Source organism: Flavobacterium sp. Sd200 (assembly GCF_009826935.1).
In the GTDB taxonomy this organism is placed as follows: domain Bacteria; phylum Bacteroidota; class Bacteroidia; order Flavobacteriales; family Flavobacteriaceae; genus Flavobacterium.
The window spans coordinates 935,729-954,659 of record NZ_WUMN01000001.1 but is presented as its reverse complement, the minus strand read 5'-3'; the positions used below and the strand labels follow the sequence as shown (position 1 = coordinate 954,659).

Sequence of the window (18,931 nt, the reverse complement as noted above, 5' to 3'; positions counted from 1 at the left end):
TTAGTTTATAAATGTTAATGAAAAGCGGTTTTTAATCAGATCCTGGATATCATTAATGGGCTGAAAACAGTTTTTAAGTTTAACTTTATCTGTTTTAGACAACTCATCTAAATTTAAATACCTTCCGTTTGAACTGTTAATTAGTCCATTCTCTGTCCTGAATTTTTGCAGTACATTAAAAGCTTCTGCACATTCATCATACAGGTCTGCATGCTGTGGCTCAAGATCGGCAAGTTTTTTATAACGATGATAAGTATTAGTAATTTCCGTTAAACCATAACTAAGTGCAAGTAATCTGGCAGCATCGATAAGAGGCTCTAATGCCCGTGCCTTAATATCAAAATTATCTTTATGGTCTCCATCACTTTCAAGCAGGAACTGCCTGAAAAAGCCCAGTGGAGGCAAATTTTTAAGTGTATCATTAGCTAAAAAAGCAAAGAACTTTTTATTTCGGCTAATATTTTGTTGTATGGTTTCGGTCAAAGCATCTTCTATAGCAGGAAAGCCGTAAATAAAATCGAAGTCAAAAAATAATGTACTTATTTCCACACCCTTTTCTGCCGGAGTGTTTATCCAAATATTATATTGTTTTATCCAATCAGTTAACGATTTACACCACTGCGGATTCCTGGCCATAATGTTATGCGGCGAGAATTCATAACCAACTTTATTGAGTGATTCAGTAACAAGTTCTGCAAGTTCAATGAAATAGCGTTTAACACTGTCATACTGGCTGTCTTCCACATCTTCAAAAACAAGTGCGTTGTCCTGGTCTGTAAGCAGCAATTGCTCTTTACGTCCCTGGCTGCCAATGTTTACCCAAGTAAAACGAACAGGAGGGTGGGTGCCTATTTTTATAACTGCAAGCTCTATTGCCCTGCGTGTAAGCGCAATATTGATCTCAGCAACAATATTAGAAATATGCGAAATAGGAATGTTTTTATCGATAGAACTCTGAATAAGATCGGTAAGTTTTTCCCTTACGTATTTAAGCTCTTTATTATTAGTAGCCCTGCGGGTTTGTTTTAGCAATACGCCGGGAGTATTGGCCTGTGCCGCAACAACATCATGTTCGGATATTATTCCACTTACAATAGATTTATCACTACCATCACGAGTAACACAAAGATGCCCTACATTATGTTTCAGCATAATCATTTGAGCCTCAGCAACAGATATGTTTTCGGGCACCGTTATAACAGGGCTTGTCATTACTTCCTGTGCCTCCACTGTAATAGGGAAGAGGCCGGTAGCAATTTTTGAACGTAGGTCCCTGTCTGTAATAATGCCTATTGGTAACTGATCCTGTTGAATAATTACACTGCCTATACTGCTGTTTGCCATTGTCTTGGCTATAAACATCAAGACATCATCAGGGTTAGCTGTTATTGGGTTCCTTGTATATTTAATAGGCTGGAAGTACTGGATATCAACTTCCTGTTCACTAAAAATTGTATTTTCAGAGAGCAGCCTTCCGCTGCGTTCTTTATCGTAAGGATTTCGGGTTTGCGATGCAAAACTCTCCAATAAAAAATTAAGAACTTTAGGATTTTGAACAACATATGGCTCAAACACAGCGATAGGAATTCCATACACTAAAGATTCTTCGCGTGCACGGGCTGTCAGCAGGTAATCGTTTTTGGCAAAAAAAGGACGAAGACCAAGAATATCGCCTTCATCGCATTTATCTATGAGTGTTTCTTCAGCATCTGAGGTTAGCGAAAGTCCCACAGCACCGTCCTTAACTATATAAAAATCAGAATGTGTGGCATCGCCACCTCTAAAAAGTATTTGGTTCTTTTCAAGATAAAGCACTTTACAATGTGCTGCAATATCCAGTAATTCATTAATTAATAAGCTACTGAACGGAGGGTATTGCTTTAAAAAATCGGCAACATTTTGGGCTACAGGGTTTTTCATTACCGGAAAATTTATGCTAAAAATACTATTTTTTAAGCCGATACAAAAAAAATGACTACAGGAATACTATAAAGGTTTGTTAAATTTATTAACCATGCATAATTAAACTTGCCTGTAAAGCATTAGTTAGTACCTTTACAGTATAACACAAATTTTATATCATGAAATTAACTGCTAAAATTGCTATATTGTTTATAGCATTATGTTCAACAACTCTAACAATTGCACAGGATAAAAAACCTGCCAGTCCAGCAGCTACAGCATCAGGTACAATTAATGGCGCTACAATCAAAATAGATTACAGCAGCCCGTTTGTAAAAGGAAGAACAATTTGGGGCGATCTTGTGCCATATAGCAAAGTTTGGCGTGCCGGAGCTAATAAAGCTACAACTTTTGACATTAGTAAAAATATTAAAGTTGAAGGTAAAGAACTTGCAGCCGGTAAATATACATTTTTTGTTATCCCTGAAAAAGACGGTAAGGCTACAGTAATTTTTAATAAAGAAATTAAAGATTTGAATCCTTATAATTATGACGAAGCTAAAGATGCATTACGTGTTAGTGTTAAAACTAAAAAAGCTGCAAAACTTGTAGAAAGCTTAGTTTATAATGTAAACAAAGATAATGTTACTTTGTCTTGGGAATATCTTGAGATACCTGTAAGCATTAAATAAATTAATATTAGCCGTATTGTGTAGAGCAGTGCGGTTAATTTTTTTACTTTATATTTTACATAATATATATTATAGTTCAAATATAATACAAATTTTAATATCGGAGAGAAGCCCAATTTAAACAAAAATGTCAAGATATGTTACTGATTCTGAAATTGGTAAAATACCGTGTTTTTGCATTGCATTAAAATAAAGGCTGTCTCCGGTTTTTAAAATATATTCTGTTTCAGCAACCTGCATTTTCATGCTGCCTTCAATTACATACACAAATTCTTCACCCTCATGTGAAAGCTGATGCGGAATAACTTCACCTTTACGAGCAACAAATAAAAACGGCTGCATTTTCTTTTCGTGAAATTCTGATGCATACGGAAAGATCATATATCCTTTTTCTGTTTTAACCAATTTATTTTCTGCCTCTTTACGTGTAGTCACAATGGCTTTATCCCACCCATCCTGTTCAAGTAATTGCGAAATATTGGTTCCAAGGGTTTGTGCTATTTTTACTAATGCAGCCACTGACGGCACAGCCTTATTGTTTTCTACTTTAGAGATCATACTTTTAGAAAGACCGCAACTATCCGCAACTTCCTGTAAAGTACGGTTTTGCGCAGTACGCAAAATTCTTATGCGTTCGCCAACACCAAGATTATTAATTTCATTGTCATTTGGTATTGTATTGTTATCTAAAACGCTCATCAATTAATATAGTTTATAGAATTTCAAAACAAATTTAAGAATATTAAAGGCTTAAAAATATAAAGTTAAAAAAACTTGTATTTATAACTACAACGTATTAGTATTTTTATCAACTTTGTTGAATAAAGATAAACATTTTGTAAACACACTAATTTTTAGTCGTTAAACTTTAATATTCACCAAATTCTATTTATGCTTAAAAAAATACAACATTACTTGGCTACAGCTTCATTATTTGTTGCTATAATGCCTGTAAAGGCACAAACTGCCCCGGTTATTACTGTAGATCTTAAGAATGAAATTGCTCCAATGACACCTGTTTGGGCTTGGTTTGGCTATGACGAGCCAAACTATACCTACATGAAAGACGGTAAAAAACTGCTTTCTGAAATAGCCGAATTCAGTCACGTACCCGTATATGTACGTACCCATAGCCTATTGGTTACAGGTGATGGTGAAGCGGCACTTAAATGGGGTTCTACAAACGCTTATACCGAAAATGCTAAGGGGAATCCGGTTTATAACTGGAAAATTATTGACAGTATTTTTGACACCTATGTATCACGCGGCATGAAACCTTTGGCACAGATTGGCTTTATGCCCGAGGCTTTATCTACACACCCTACCCCTTACAGGCATTACTGGAAACCTGGCGATCCATACACCGATATTATTACAGGATGGGCCTACCCTCCTAAAGATTATGATAAATGGCGTAATCTTGTTTACGAATGGGTGAAACATTCAGTTGAACGTTATGGCAAAAAAGAGGTAGAAAGCTGGTATTGGGAGGTTTGGAACGAACCAAATGGTCATTATTGGAAAGGTACACGTGAAGAGTTTTTGAAGTTATATGATTATGCTGCCGACGGATTAAAAAAGGCTTTGCCAACAGCAAAAATTGGAGGTATAAATATAGCAGGCACTAAAGGAAAAGGTGCTCAAGAATGGACTAATGATTTTATAAAACACTGTATTAGTGGCACTAACTATGCAACAGGTAAAAAAGGATCGCCTATGGATGCGATACTTTTTCACGCCAAAGGTTCGCCAAAATCTGTAAATGGCATAGTGCGTATGGATATGGCGCCGCAGCTAAATGATATAGAAACAGGCTTTAAATTAACTATGTCTTATCCTGAAACCAGAAATTTGCCTGTAATTATCGGTGAATCAGATCCTGAAGGCTGCGCGGCTTGCGGTATGGCCACCAATCCCGAGAATGCTTATCGAAATGGCACAATGTATTCCAGCTATACAGCGGCATCTTTTGCCCGAAAATATATACTGGCAGACCAAACTAAAGCGAATTTTCTTGGCGCAGTATCCTGGTCTTTTGAGTTTGAAGACCAGCCGTGGTTTTATGGTTTCAGAGACCTTGCCACTAATGGTGTAGATAAACCAGTGTTGAATGTCTTCAGAATGTTTGGAATGATGACAGGCAAACGTATAGCTATAGAGAGCAACCGCATGTATGCAATTGAAGATGTAATTAAAGGAAGTGTTCGCGGTGCGCAATCAGACATTGGGGCACTTGCAACAAAAGATAAAAAATCGGCGGCAGTTATGCTATGGAATTATCATGACGATGATAAAACCGGACCAACAGAAACTGTAAATCTTACTATAAACAATATACCTTCGAAGAAAACTGATATAAGCATCTATCTTATAGATAAGGACAACAGTAACTCTTATGAGGTTTGGAAAAAAATGGGATCTCCTCAAAATCCAACTAAAGAACAAATAGCAACTTTAGAAAGTGCAGGCAAGCTTAAAAAAATAAGTACTAAAAATATAAATATCAGTAAAGGTAAAACTTTAGTATCAGTACAATTACAACGACAGGCAGTGGCCTTGGTTAAATTGGACTGGTAAAAGATATTCGGTTAGATTATTTTGATTAAAACCGCCTGAATATAATTTTCGGGCGGTTTTTTTGTTTTGCAGTTTTGGCTACAACATCTGTAAATATGGCTACAACTGTACTAGTAAGCAAAACTAATTTTGCCCTGTAACATAAAAACAATTACAAAATGAAAACAATTTTTATTACAGGTGCATCGGCAGGATTAGGCAAAGCAACAGCAAAGCTATTTCACTCAAAAGGTTGGAGGGTAATTGCGACTATGCGCAATCCCGAAAAAGAAACCGAACTGAATAAACTTAGCAATGTTATATTACTCCCTTTAGATGTCAATAATTTAGAACAAATTAATAAAACAGTACAAGCTGCAATTGACTTTATTACTGTAGATGTGGTATTTAACAATGCCGGATATGGTTTAGTTGGCGCTTTGGAAGCTTACTCTGATGAACAGATGGTTCAACAGATAGAAACAAACCTAACAGGAGTGCTAAGGGTTGCAAAGGCATTCATCCCTTACTTTAAAGCACAAAAACACGGATTGTTTATTACCACAACATCTATATGCGGACTAACGTCTAACCCTCTTTCCAGTGTTTATAACGCAACCAAGTGGGCTCTTGAAGGTTGGAGCGAGTGTATGCATTATGAACTGGCTCCATTTAATATAGGCATAAAAACGGTGGCTCCGGGTGGTATAAAAAGCAACTACATGAATGTAATGCAGGTAGCCAGCCACAAAGATTATGAACCCCTGATGGCAAAAATGGGAGAAGTATTCTCTAACGGAATGCTTGTATTTACAGACCCAGAAATTATAGCCCAAACCGTTTATGAAGCTGCAACAGACGGTAAAAACAAGTTGACCTATATAGCAGGAGAAGATGCCGAAAGAATGATGAGTGAAAGGAAAAATTCAGGGCCGGAAGCTTTTAGGATTAGCATGGCAAAACGTATGCAGTTGTAAAAGATTATTGTTAACTTAGCTTTTTTAAGGATCGTGAAACCTGATTTAAAACAGCCAATTATATTTAATTCAATCTCAGAACTGCACACTGCATTGGGATTGCCCAAGCCTTTGCATCCTTTGCTGAGCCTTGTAGATTACAGTCATATAACTGCTAATGTTACCGAATTATCTAAGGGTATGGTGCTTAACTTTTATAAAATATCTTATAAAAAGAATTTTAAGGGTAAGATCAAATATGGGCAGAGTTACTATGATTTTGATGAAGGAGGATTATCATTTATTGCACCCAACCAGGTAATTACAGCACCCGAAGATGATGCCGATTATGGCGGCTATACCCTACTCTTCCACCCCGATTTTATAAGAACTTATCCGTTAGGATCAAACATAAAAAAATATGGTTTCTTTAGTTACTCACTCAACGAGGCACTGTATCTTTCAGATAAAGAAAAAGAGATCATAATAAATATATTTACAACCATACAGAATGAACTGTCGGGTTCTATAGATCACTTTAGTCAGGATATTATTGTATCTCAGTTGGAGCAATTGCTGAATTATAGTAACCGCTTTTACAACAGGCAGTTTATAACACGAAAAATTCCAAATAATGATCTGGTTCTAAAAATGGAAACAATATTATCTGACTATTTTAATACCCAGAAGACTTTGCTTAATGGTTTACCCACAGTTCAATATATTTCCGATAAACTTGGAGTGTCATCGCGTTATTTAAGCGATATGCTGAGAGCTCACACCGGACAAAGCGCTCAACAGCATATACACAATAAGCTTATAGAAGAAGCTAAAGAAGTACTTAGCACTACAAATCTTTCTATAGCCGAAATTGCTTATAAACTGGGGTTTGAACATCCGCAATCATTCAATAAAATATTTAAAAAGAAAACAACTGTTTCGCCTGTAGAATTCAGGCAATCATTTAACTAAAAATCATTCACCATGTCATACTGTAGCGCAATTGAAACAATGTCTGCCGAAAAAAAAGCACTTCATAAAGCATATCATGATCATTTATATGGATTTCCGATAGATAATGATAATGAACTTTTTTGTCGTCTTGTACTTGAAATTAACCAGGCCGGGCTTAGCTGGGAAACTATTTTAAAAAAAGAAACAACTTTCAGGCTGGCTTATAACAATTTTGATATTGATACTGTAGCTGCTTATACAGAGGCAGACAGGGAAAGATTGTTGGCAGATGCCGGAATAATTAGAAATAAACTAAAAGTAAATGCAGCAATAGAGAATGCTAAAACCATACAACTGTTACAAAAAGAGCACGGTTCTTTTAAAAACTGGCTTGAGCTACACCATCCTAAAACTAAAGACGAATGGGTAAAGCTTTTTAAAAAGACCTTTAAGTTTACAGGTGGAGAAATTGTGAACGAATTTTTAATGAGTATTGGCATGTTGCCGGGAGCACATGTTACCTCCTGCCCTATTTATAAAGAAATAGAAACCATTGGTCCATTATGGATGAAAGTAAAATAAAAATTAAGGCTGCCATTGGGCAGCCTTACATTATTCTAAACTAAGGGTTATTTGTCCGTCGTCATCAAGTGTGGTATTATCAACACCCTCGTCCTCAGCAATAGCTTCAGGCTCTTCAATAATCTCAGGTTCCGGTTCTTCATACGGCAACGGCTCTAAAAGGCTAATCTGCTTAACCTTTTCAGTCGTTAGTATATTGCCTAGGGCTTTAATGCCTTTAACTGCAATAAAGTTTTCCATATCTACCACAAGGTTTTCTTTCTGGACACCTTTTACTTTGGCAAAAACAATCTCTGCTACCGGGCGGTAATCTGTAGCAATAATCTCTAATTGCGATTTAGGATGATCTGTTATAAAAAGTTCCTCCTTATTCTCGTTCTCTACAAGAAAACGTTTAATAAAATAGCGGTCTTTTTCACCATCATAGTAAATAGCCGAAAGCGGTTTTTTAGCATTCCACTTTTCCAGCACTATCATGCCATCTTCAAAGTGGGTGGTAAGTTCAGGTATAATGGTTTTCAGTCTTCCGTTTTGGTTCACTATCAGCAGCCTGTCGTTAGGCCTGAATTCGCCAAGCAGCTCTCCCCTGCCATCTACATTCAGTCGCTGCACTGTGTCGTCAAACCAAATGCGCCTTGGTTTTAAGGTAGAAATTCCTTTCTCTTTAAGTTCAATCTTCTTGATAGGATATTTGGCAACTGTATTACCACGGGATCCTCTGCCTTTTATGGCAATATTTGCAAAGTCTATATCAAACTTAAGTTTTTTGATACTCCCTACCTGTCTTAAAAGCACCGTAACCACTTCGGCTTCACCGTTAGGATTATCGGAAAAATACAGCACCATAGAGTTTGCAGTTCCGGACGTAAGGTCATACACTTTATCGCGTGTTATACCCGAAACATTAAAGCGTTTTATGTAAGATGGGCCGCTCTTGCCATCGCGGTATATCATATTGTAAATGGTGCGCTTGTCGTTTTTATCAAACACAGCCACGTGAATAATGTCTTTACCCACAAAGGTTTTAACATCAACTTTCGTCACAATCATGCTGCCGTCACGCAGAAAAACAATCACATCATCAATGTCGCTGCAATCAGCAACATATTCGTCTTTTTTAAGGCCTGTGCCCACAAAACCCTCTTCGCGGTTTACATAGAGTTTGGTATTGCGCAGCACCACTTTTGTAGCCTCAATATTATCAAAACTGCGCAGTTCGGTTTTACGCTCACGGCCTTTACCATAGCGCTCTTTAAGCCCTGTAAAATAGTTAATGGCAAAATCTATAATATGATCCAGGTGATATTTTACCTGTTCAATCTCGCCTTCAAGTGCTTCTATTTTTTCCTGTGCTTTATCTATGTCAAATTTAGAAATACGCTTAATGCGTATTTCTGTAAGTCGCACTATATCTTCCTCAGTTACAGCCCTTCTTAAATGGGCTGTAAACGGTTTTAATCCTTCGTCAATGGCACGTATCACGCCCTCCCAGGTTTCTTCCTCCTCAATAAGGCGGTAAATCCTGTTTTCGATAAATATACGCTCAAGCGACTGGAAATGCCAGCTTTCTTCCAACTCGTCAAGCTGGATTTCAAGCTCGCGCTTAAGCAAATCAACTGTGCGGTGCGTAGATATTTTAAGCATATCGCTTACACCAATAAACAACGGCTTATGATTCTCGATTACACAGCCCAGAGGTGCTACCGACGTTTCGCAGGCAGTAAAGGCAAACAGCGCATCGATGGTTTTATCGGGCGATACACCTGGTGGCAGGTGGATTAATATCTCAACATCGGCAGCCGTGTTGTCTTCAATTTTCTTGATTTTAAGCTTTCCTTTCTCATTAGCTTTAAGTATGCTGTCTATTAAACTTCCGGTATTAGTACTAAAGGGTATCTGTGTGATAGCCAGTGTACTTTTATCTAATTGCGAAATCCTTGCACGCACCCGTACCCTACCCCCGCGCACACCGTCGTTGTAGTTAGATATATCTGCAATGCCTTCCGTTGGGAAATCAGGATATAGTGTAAAAGGCTTGCCTTTTAGTATTTTTACCGAGGCATCTATAAGCTCATTAAAGTTATGCGGAAGCACTTTTGTAGACAGCCCCACCGCAATACCCTCAGCCCCCTGTGCCAAAAGCAACGGAAATTTTACCGGCAGGTTTATAGGCTCATTCCTCCTGCCGTCATAAGACGATTGCCACGGAGTAATCTTGGGGCTGTACAGCACCTCGAGCGCAAACTTGCTAAGCCTCGCCTCTATATAACGCGATGCCGCAGCACCGTCGCCCGTAAGTATGTTACCCCAGTTACCCTGGGTATCTATAAGCAGTTCCTTTTGGCCTATCTGTACCATGGCATCGCCTATACTGGCATCGCCATGCGGGTGGTACTGCATGGTATGCCCCACCACGTTAGCCACTTTGTTGTAGCGGCCGTCGTCGAGCTCGCGCAGCGAATGCATAATGCGGCGCTGTACGGGCTTAAAGCCGTCTTCAATGGCAGGAACGGCACGCTCCAGGATTACATAAGATGCATAATCCAGAAACCACTCCTTATACATACCGGTTACCTTAGTAATAGTATCGCCTAAGTCCTGACCCTGCCCGTCGCTTTCATAAAAATGTTCGCCGTTTAAAGGCTCTAAATTTTCTTCGTCCATGTAGTAATGTTACAAAACGATATTTAATAACTGTATTTTTTGTTTATTTTATTGAGATTCCTCAACTACGCTGCGCTTCGTTCGGAATGGGACAATCTTCAGACGTTGCGATGCTTTATCATGTTAGACGTTGCGGTGCAACGTCTCTACGGTCAATCTGAAATCAAAATTCTGAAATCCCCTTACTCCGCCACATCCAGCTCCACCTTCAGGTTGTTAATAATAAACTCCTGCCTGTCGGGCGTGTTCTTGCCCATATAAAATTCCAACAGGTTTTGTATAGAGGTTGCCGTGTCGAGCTGCACAGGGTCTAACCTAATGTCCTGCCCTATAAAGTGCTTAAACTCGTCAGGGCTTATCTCTCCCAAACCTTTAAATCGGGTTATCTCCGGTTTACCTTTCAGCTTCTCAATGGCATTCCTGCGCTCTTCATCGCTGTAGCAGTATATGGTTTCCTTTTTATTACGCACCCTGAATAAAGGTGTCTGCAAAATATACAAATGGTTTTCTTTAATCAGCTCAGGGAAAAACTGCAAAAAAAACGTAATAAGCAGCAGGCGAATGTGCATACCGTCAACGTCGGCATCGGTAGCAATTACAATGTTGTTGTAACGCAGATTTTCCATTTCTTCCTCAATGTCGAGTGCGGCCTGCAGCAGATTGAACTCCTCATTTTCATACACAATTTTTTTGCTCATGCCATAGGAGTTGAGTGGCTTACCCCTAAGGCTGAATACCGCCTGGGTATTTACATCCCTGCTCTTGGTAATAGAACCGGAAGCCGAATCACCCTCAGTAATAAACAGCGTGCTCTCTAAGCTTCGCGGATTTTTGGCATCCGTTAAGTGCACACGGCAGTCACGCAGCTTTTTATTGTGCAGGCTGGCTTTTTTGGCCCTGTCGCGCGCCAGTTTGCGTATGCCGCTAAGCTCTTTGCGTTCGCGCTCGGCCTGTAATATTTTTTTAAGCAACGCATCGGCCGTTTCGGGGTTGCGGTGCAAAAAGTTATCGAGCTTGTTCTTTACAAAGTCGTTTACAAAGGTGCGTACCGATGGCGCATCAGGCCCCATCTCGGTAGAACCCAACTTGGTTTTGGTCTGCGATTCAAACACCGGCTCCTCTACCTTAACGCTTATGGCACTAACTATAGATTTACGAATGTCTGACGCTTCAAAGTTTTTGTTGTAAAACTCTTTTATGGTGCGCACCACAGCCTCGCGAAATGCGCCTAAGTGCGTACCGCCCTGTGTGGTGTTCTGCCCGTTTACAAACGAATAATATTCTTCGCTGTACTGGGTTTTGCTGTGCGTCATGGCTATTTCTATGTCGTTATCCTTAAGGTGGATAATGTCATAAATACGGTCTTCTTCGGATATGGTTTCGCTAAGAAGGTCTTTAAGGCCGTTTTCGCTAAAGTATTTTTCACCGTTGTAAATTATTGTCAGACCTGTATTGAGGTAACAATAATTTTTGAGCATTTTTAAAATATACTCGTTACGGTATTTGTAGTTTTTAAATATACTGTCGTCTGCCGTAAAGGTTACTTTAGTACCCTTACGCTTAGAAGTTTCGGTAACGGGTTCTTCGCTAGTTAACTCCCCGGCGCTAAACTCGGCTGCCTTTAGCTGGTTATCCCTAACCGATTCTACCCTGAAATAGTTAGAAAGTGCATTAACCGCCTTGGTACCCACACCATTTAACCCCACTGATTTTTTAAAGGCTTTGCTGTCGTACTTACCTCCGGTGTTCATTTTAGACACAACGTCTACCACCTTGCCCAGCGGAATACCACGGCCAAAGTCGCGCACGCTGACGGTTTTATCTTTTAAGGTAACTTCTATGGTTTTACCGGTACCCATTACAAACTCGTCGATAGAGTTATCAATAACCTCTTTTATAAGGATATAGATACCATCATCGGGCGATGAACCGTCGCCCAGTTTACCAATATACATACCGGGACGCATACGGATGTGCTCTTTCCAGTCGAGTGATCGTATGTTATCTTCGGTGTACTGATTTTGTTCGGACATATATAAAAAGCGGATTTTCCGCTAATGTAGCATTTCTGAACAAAAAATGAAAGCCGGACGCCCGAAAACTTTAAATTTTCCTGATATATAGTTAGCCACGAATTACACTAATTTGCATTAATTCTTTTGCATACCTCATTAAGAGAAGCTTTAGTAATAAATTAGTGTAAATTCGTGCAATTTGTGGCTTAGACAACTATCGGTTTATTCTGTAGGCTGCTACGGATTTCTGATTGATGTAAATAGTTAGCGTTCCGTTAGACGAAGCGTCCAGCGGCACATCAAATGCAATGGTATCGCCGTTTAGCGGCTCGTTAACCGCAACAATTTTACGGTCTTTACTAAAGGCATAATGTACGGCATCGCCAGCTTTGAGGTTGGCAATTTTAAACGGAATCACATTATATTTTTTGTCTGTAAACGTGCCCATTTTAGGGCTTATAAAATCGTAGTTCCCCATAAGGTAGTTCCCATAATACAGAGGTAGGTTTGCAAAATCATTAGCTGTTTTTTTGGTCAGCAGCCATTTTTCATCGTCGGGGTAATGATTTAGGAAAAACTTATCGGGTTCGGTAAAAAAGTAGCCGTCGTTAAATTTAAAATTAAAAGCCGGTTTCTCGCCCGTAACCACGCCTGCCCCCCAGGTAGTGTCAAGCAGTTTCCATTCGCCGTTAATCTTTACAGCATTCCAGGTGTGGTCGCTCCTGCCGGGTGCTTTACCAATGTGCATTTGGTGCGATTTAGATGTTCCGGGAATCATTACCGTTTCAAGACCCAGCTTTTCGGCAGCCACTAAATACAGTGTTGAATAACCCTCGCAAACGCCTTTTTTGGTCCTGATGGTTTTAACAGCAAGGTCTTCCTTAAACTTTTTTTGCTTTTGTATCTTCTCTGCTTCAGATGAATAGGAGAACACCACAGGCTGTTCGTTTACACCGTAAGCCGCGAGATCGTACTTTATGTTAAGGGCAATCCATGTAAACAGCGCACGAGCTTTTTGTCCGTCCTTCTTAAAATCTTTGTTTATCTGGGCAGTAAGCTTATCAATATCAGTAAATTTAGGGTAAGCTTTAACGGTATTGTCTACGGTTGTAAAATCCTGTGCATTAACAATTCCCGTAATAAGGAAAAGTATATGATATAAGTATTTGGATATTTTTTTCATGTTATTCTAATGGTCAAGAATAATGCCAAAATAGGCACTTAGGATATTGGTATCTCTAAATTTTAAACTCTAAAGCCAACTTAGAACTTTACCTATAATGCAAAAATATCCCTTTATCATAAACCGTCCATAATGCAGCTTTTTGATGTGCAGCCTTTAAGGCGTTGTTAGCCCAGGTGTTGCAGGTGTAAAAAAGGCTGTAACATCCCATGGCTTCATAAAAAGCATCATAACGTCCATAGCTGTGGTTTTGTATCCAGAGCATTTTTTTACCCTCATCATACTGAAAACTCTCTGTAATAAAAGCTACCAAATCTTTATAATTCTGCTGGGTAATCATGATTTTTACACACTCATCGTCCTCTTTCATTTCTTTATAAAAGCGTGTGTGCATTGCCGACGTGCCTAAATAAAAAGCAGCCTTAAACGCAGTACTTGCCTTAAGATCGCTCCACTCTGGGGTATCAAGATAAAAGCCTTTATCGCCCCAACCAAAGGCTACATATTTGGCAATGCTGTCTTTAGATGTGGTATGAGCATACAAAACATCTTTAGTCCAGTCTTTTACATTGTTTTTTAAGGGTACAACAATATCAGTATGTACACCATTAGAGTTAATGTAAATAGCTACATCTCCACCCTGTTGAGGCTTGCTATTGACTGTTATGCGGGATAATGCCAGTACCGAAAGTATATATATTAAAACAAAACCCAAAATACCCAAAAGTATCTTACCCGTAATTTTGAATGCTTTTCTTAGATTTTTATTCATACTGCGTTTGTTACAATAGTTTTAACGCCGTAATGTATCTTTTTATTTGATATTCAGGTTGCTTATTTTAAGATAATCAAGGGCTGAAAAATCAGTTATAATTTTATCTGCACCTGTAGTGTCCTGAGCCAGTCCATGGTTACTAACATAAGCAATACAATAAACTCCTGCGGCATTGGCTGCCTGTATACCATTAGCACTGTCTTCTATAATTATGCATTCATTTTTACTGAAACCGGATTGCGCTACCGCCTCTATAAAAATAGCTGGGTTGGGCTTAGAGAATTCAAAATCTTCCCCACTAATTACTTTGTCAAAATAAGGATGAAGATCGAAACGGTCTAAAATTTTGTTTATTTTTATCTTTACCGCCGATGAAGCTAATATAACCATCATGCCGTTTTGCCTTAAATTTTTTATAAGATCTAAAACGCCTGGCATGAGGTGGATATCCTGTGCAGCATCAAAAACATCAAAATAATATTTTTGGCGTTTGGCAAGAAGCTCTTCAAAACTAAGCGGCAAATTATACAGCTCTTTAAGCCGCTGCATGTTATTTATGGGAGATGTACCTACAAAGGTTGCATACACATCATCCGGAACCTGTATATTGAGGGCCGTAAAAAGATCGTTGTCGGCACGATAACCTACAGGTTCAGTGTTAACCACTACCCCATCCATGTCAAATATTACTGCTTTTATCTTCATCCGGTTATTTAGGTGTTAGAAAAAAGGTGTTAGTCAATAGTTCTTCAATACCTGAAATTTAACCCGAGGGCTATGCCCGAACTGGCGAAGCAAACCTAAAACTTATTTAATATCTCTTATCCTTTCGAAACTTAACTCTTTGAAATCGTGTATTACCTCATTTGCTAAAGAAGTATCCTGCAACGAATCTTCTTCGCCTTTGTAGCCAATGCAGTAAACCCCTGCCGATGTAGCTGCCTTAATTCCGTTAGTGCTGTCTTCAATAACAATACATTCATCGGCAGTAAAGCCTGACTTGGCTACTGCTTCAAGAAAAATAGCCGGGTGAGGTTTCGAGAATTCAAAATCCTGACCACTAATAATATGACTAAAGTAAGGATATAAGCCAAAGCGTGTAAATATCCTGTCTATCTTTATTTTAGATGAGGAAGAAGCTAATAGAATATTCATTCCGTTATTGTACAGGTCAACTATAAGATCTTTAACTCCGGGCATTAATTCTATGCTTACATCATTGTCAAACTCATCACAATAGTAATCAAGGCAGCCTTGTAAAAGTACATCTTCATTTTCTTCAAGCTTATACAAGCCTACAATTTTCTGAATGATGTTGCGGTCTGAATTACCAATAAAAGTAGAATATATTTCATCAGTAACATCAATACCTAACGATTTATAAAATTTCATATTTGCTCTGTGGCTTAATGGTTCGGTATTTACTACTACACCGTCCATATCAAAAATAACAGCTTTCTTCATGTAAAATTTTGTTTCAGGTTAACATAAAGTTCCCCTAATTTTGTTTCAGGTTTCAGGTTTAAAGTTTCAGGTTGATTGAAAGTTTTGTTAGCGGCATCCGGTTTTATGACTTTAAAACTTTCAACTTTTCAACTAAACCAACTTTCTGACTATTTCTGCATTAAGTTCGTCAAAGTGGTTAATAGTCATATCTGCAATAGATATTTCCTGTAATACTGAGTTTTCGCTTTTATAGCCTACGCAAAAAATGCCTGCAGCCTTAGCCGCCTTAATACCATTAGTACTGTCTTCTATAACGATACATTCACTTGCCGGAGAACCGGACAGCTCTGCAGCTTTAATAAAAATGGCTGGGTGAGGTTTAGATTGCGGGAACTCCTCCCCACTCACTATATGCGAAAAATATTGGTGTAATCCAAAACGGTCAAACACCCGTTTTATAGTTTCACGCGATGCCGATGAAGCCAGCACCAGTTGCAAACCATTTTCATAAAGATTTTCTATAAGTTTCCTTACACCGGGCAAAAGTTCAAGATCGGCCTTTTCATCAAAAGCATTATTAAAAATCTCCCTTTTGCTAAGTATAAGAGTATCTACTTCATGCGGAAGGCCGAAAAGCTCCTTAAGTTTTTGGTAGGTATTTTTTGTAGAAAAGCCTGTAAAAGTGCCGTATATCTCATCCGTAACTTCTATATCAAGCTCTTTAAAATGTTTGTGGTAAGCATAATAATGTACGGGTTCTGTATCTACAATAACACCGTCCATATCAAAAATAACTGTATTGACCATAGCTGAATTTAAAACCCAAAAATACAATATACTATAGGAAATAAAAAGTTTTAGTTCGTAAGATTAGTTTAAGGATGTATTAACAACAACGAGTTCTTCATCATTTTCAATCATTACTGCATCAGCTTCTATTTGATATTTCTCCCATTCAAGTTGCTTCTGTTTATCATTAGCAATTTCTTCCTCAATAATAAGACTTTCCCTATATTGCTTTGCCGCAGCAAGCAAAGTCCATTTAGCCTGAATATTCATTTTATCAATTTCGGCTATTATACTTTCAAGTGAGACTTTAAAAAATTCTTTTCTTGGATTAATTTTGTTTAGTTGGAGTGTAAGGAATTTTTTATGTAATTGTCTTTCTAAAGCAGGTGCATCATTACTAAATATCATTGCATGTACATCAAATTCAAATGGAACACTTGCATCTCCTAATTCTCTAACTCTATCTAAAGGCTCTAATCTCCTTGTCATTCCAATTTTAAATACATTTTCACCAAAAGATCCAATATTAGAGATTATATATACGTTTCCTGACTTAGTTTGTTGAGCCATAGATAAAGCTCTCTGATTTTTACTTTCAGCATATTGAAGTTTTTCCTCAAGTTCCCTCAACTTTTGCTCATATTTTAATTTTTGTTCATCGGAAGCAAATGAAATCTCCTTTTGAGCTTTTTCAATTAATCTTTTTAAAGTCTCCTCTTCTTTTTGAGCTTCCTTTATAGCCTTCTCAAATTCTCTACGCGCCTTCTCTTCCTCCCTAATTTGCTCTTTAATTCTTCTCTGCTCCTCCTGTTCTAACCATTTAAGTTCCTGAGCAACTACTGCCCAATTTAACTCATCTAATCTTGCATCTAAATATTCTGAAGTAATAACTGCATTTCTAAATGCTTTTCCATTATTATTTACTAATTGATAAGCATCCTTAATTTGCTGTTGCAATGTTCCGTAATTATCTTTCTTAATTTTAGAAAAAACACTTTCAACCTTACCATTAAATGCATCCAACACAAATCGGATGGCAGTTTCCCTTCTGCTTAAATCAACATAATCACATTTAGCAGCTGAACCGTTCTTAATCATGAAACGTGTTTTTTCTCTGGCAAAATTTAATTTGTTACCTGCATCAACATATTTAAATTCTTTAGCCAAATCATCTAGCAAACTATATGTCGGTATGAGATACTGATCTCCATAACCATGAATTACATTTTTCATAGCTCTCACAGTACTCTCTAATTCTTTGGCATTATTCATAGCAATAAAAGCGTCTCCCGCAATATCTTTCGCCTTTGTGTTAGCCTGCTCTATTATAACTTTAGCCTCCTTAGTTGCATTAACTATAAGATTTTCAGCATTTGCTCTTAAAGCTTCTATTTTGCTATCACTAATAGTTTTACTCTCTTTGATTTTACGCTTTATTTCATCTGCCTCTATTTGAGCATTTGTAATTATCTCTGCTGCCTTATTTTCGGCTTGATTAATAATACTGACAGCTCTTTTATTTGCATCTACAATACCTTGATAAACCCTTAATTCGTCATTATTAAACCTTATTTCAACATTCTCAGACTTTAATAAGCTTACTTCTTGTTTTAATTTTTCTTTATCTGCTTCATGATTTAAAATAATCATCTTTTGGAATCCTGATAAAGTTCTTAATTTATTAAACTTTATAAATAATACTACAATAATTACAATACAGACAAACAAAACAAATCCCATATTTCTAATAATTTTAAATAAATTTTAACAAATATAATTATTTATAAATTACCAATTATAGTAATTAAACCTTTTGCCGTAACTTTAGTCTATATGAAAAAAGAAAACACACTTTGCAAGACGAAAAGGCTTTTATAGCACAACTGCTTAACCCCGGTACACAAAATGCTGCCTTCAGGCAGCTTGTAGGGCAATACAGCAGGCCGTTGTATAGCCACATTCGTAATATTGTTTTAGATCATGATGATGCCGATGATGTATTGCAAAACACTTTTATAAAAGTTTTTAAAAACCTTGATGGTTTTAAGGGTGATAGCAAGCTTTTTTCGTGGATGTACCGTATTGCAACCAACGAGGCTTTGACATTTATTAGCCAAAAGGCAAAAAAGAACAACATCAGCAACGAAGAAGTAAACCAGAAGGTATTAGGAAACCTTATGGCCGACGATTATTTTGAAGGCGATGCCCTGCAACTAAAACTACAGAAAGCCGTAGCACAATTGCCGGAAAAACAACAACTGGTTTTTAAAATGAAATATTTTGAAGACCTTAAATATGAGGATATTTCTGAAATATTGGGCACTTCGGTTGGGGCATTAAAGGCCTCTTACCACCATGCCGTAAAAAAAATAGAAGATTATATTAACAGTCATTAAACCTTTTATTAATTATTAAGT

16 protein-coding genes are annotated in these 18,931 nt (G+C 37.8%); 6 read left to right on the top strand and 10 right to left on the bottom strand.

The genetic code is table 11. The features are described from left to right. Window positions 1-1,920 carry a DUF294 nucleotidyltransferase-like domain-containing protein gene (locus tag GR160_RS04375; RefSeq protein ID WP_160748604.1) on the bottom strand — a complete coding sequence of 640 codons (1,920 nt, stop codon included), beginning with the start codon at window positions 1,918-1,920 and terminating at the stop codon, window positions 1-3. A 161-nt stretch (window positions 1,921-2,081) separates the two neighbouring features. Between GR160_RS04375 and GR160_RS04370 the strand changes: the two genes are divergently transcribed. Further along, the gene (locus GR160_RS04370) at window positions 2,082-2,594 is read left to right on the top strand and encodes a DUF2911 domain-containing protein (protein WP_160748603.1); all 513 of its coding nucleotides are present in this window, start codon (window positions 2,082-2,084) and stop codon (window positions 2,592-2,594) included. Window positions 2,595-2,711: 117 nt separating this feature from the next. On the opposite strand, the gene GR160_RS04365 is transcribed toward GR160_RS04370, so the two are convergent. Continuing rightward, complete coding sequence (locus GR160_RS04365; RefSeq protein WP_160748602.1) at window positions 2,712-3,293, bottom strand: helix-turn-helix domain-containing protein; 582 nt, start codon at window positions 3,291-3,293, stop codon at window positions 2,712-2,714. Between the two features lie 192 nt (window positions 3,294-3,485). On the opposite strand from GR160_RS04365, the gene GR160_RS04360 reads away from it, so the two are divergent. The 4 genes from GR160_RS04360 to GR160_RS04345 all read left to right on the top strand — a co-directional run bounded on the left by GR160_RS04360 (window position 3,486) and on the right by GR160_RS04345 (window position 7,642). Further along, the gene (locus GR160_RS04360) at window positions 3,486-5,171 is read left to right on the top strand and encodes a beta-xylosidase (RefSeq protein WP_160748601.1); all 1,686 of its coding nucleotides are present in this window, start codon (window positions 3,486-3,488) and stop codon (window positions 5,169-5,171) included. A gap of 158 nt (window positions 5,172-5,329) precedes the next feature. Further along, a complete protein-coding gene (locus GR160_RS04355) occupies window positions 5,330-6,127 on the top strand; it encodes an SDR family oxidoreductase (RefSeq protein ID WP_160748600.1) in 798 nt (265 codons plus the stop codon). Between the two features lie 33 nt (window positions 6,128-6,160). Beyond that, window positions 6,161-7,078: a helix-turn-helix transcriptional regulator gene (locus GR160_RS04350; RefSeq protein ID WP_160748599.1), complete on the top strand. Its 918-nt coding sequence runs from the start codon at window positions 6,161-6,163 to the stop codon at window positions 7,076-7,078. A gap of 12 nt (window positions 7,079-7,090) precedes the next feature. Then, window positions 7,091-7,642, top strand: a complete 552-nt coding sequence (locus tag GR160_RS04345; RefSeq protein WP_160748598.1) for a DNA-3-methyladenine glycosylase I — start codon at window positions 7,091-7,093, stop codon at window positions 7,640-7,642. Window positions 7,643-7,672: 30 nt separating this feature from the next. Here the strand turns inward: GR160_RS04345 and GR160_RS04340 are convergent, their stop codons facing one another. The 8 genes from GR160_RS04340 to GR160_RS04305 form a co-directional block, all read right to left on the bottom strand. Beyond that, entirely contained in the window at window positions 7,673-10,306 is a 2,634-nt protein-coding gene (locus tag GR160_RS04340; protein ID WP_160748597.1) for a DNA gyrase/topoisomerase IV subunit A, read from the bottom strand. A gap of 182 nt (window positions 10,307-10,488) precedes the next feature. After that, a complete protein-coding gene (locus GR160_RS04335) occupies window positions 10,489-12,339 on the bottom strand; it encodes a DNA topoisomerase IV subunit B (protein ID WP_160748596.1) in 1,851 nt (616 codons plus the stop codon). Between the two features lie 196 nt (window positions 12,340-12,535). Further along, window positions 12,536-13,504: a transglutaminase domain-containing protein gene (locus GR160_RS04330; RefSeq protein ID WP_160748595.1), complete on the bottom strand. Its 969-nt coding sequence runs from the start codon at window positions 13,502-13,504 to the stop codon at window positions 12,536-12,538. Between the two features lie 88 nt (window positions 13,505-13,592). Further along, on the bottom strand, window positions 13,593-14,276 hold the full coding sequence (locus tag GR160_RS04325) for a TIGR02117 family protein (protein ID WP_160748594.1): 684 nt from the start codon (window positions 14,274-14,276) through the stop codon (window positions 13,593-13,595). 42 nt (window positions 14,277-14,318) lie between these two features. Continuing rightward, window positions 14,319-14,984 (bottom strand): HAD family phosphatase, encoded by a 666-nt coding sequence (locus GR160_RS04320; RefSeq protein WP_160748593.1) that lies wholly within the window; start codon window positions 14,982-14,984, stop codon window positions 14,319-14,321. Between the two features lie 102 nt (window positions 14,985-15,086). Beyond that, a complete protein-coding gene (locus tag GR160_RS04315) occupies window positions 15,087-15,743 on the bottom strand; it encodes an HAD family phosphatase (RefSeq protein WP_160748592.1) in 657 nt (218 codons plus the stop codon). Window positions 15,744-15,875: 132 nt separating this feature from the next. Next, the gene (locus GR160_RS04310) at window positions 15,876-16,532 is read right to left on the bottom strand and encodes an HAD family phosphatase (protein ID WP_160748591.1); all 657 of its coding nucleotides are present in this window, start codon (window positions 16,530-16,532) and stop codon (window positions 15,876-15,878) included. Between the two features lie 63 nt (window positions 16,533-16,595). Beyond that, window positions 16,596-18,254: a DUF4041 domain-containing protein gene (locus GR160_RS04305; RefSeq protein ID WP_160748590.1), complete on the bottom strand. Its 1,659-nt coding sequence runs from the start codon at window positions 18,252-18,254 to the stop codon at window positions 16,596-16,598. 113 nt (window positions 18,255-18,367) lie between these two features. On the opposite strand from GR160_RS04305, the gene GR160_RS04300 reads away from it, so the two are divergent. After that, a complete protein-coding gene (locus GR160_RS04300; protein WP_160748589.1) occupies window positions 18,368-18,910 on the top strand; it encodes an RNA polymerase sigma factor in 543 nt (180 codons plus the stop codon). The last annotated feature ends 21 nt before the right edge of the window (window positions 18,911-18,931 follow it).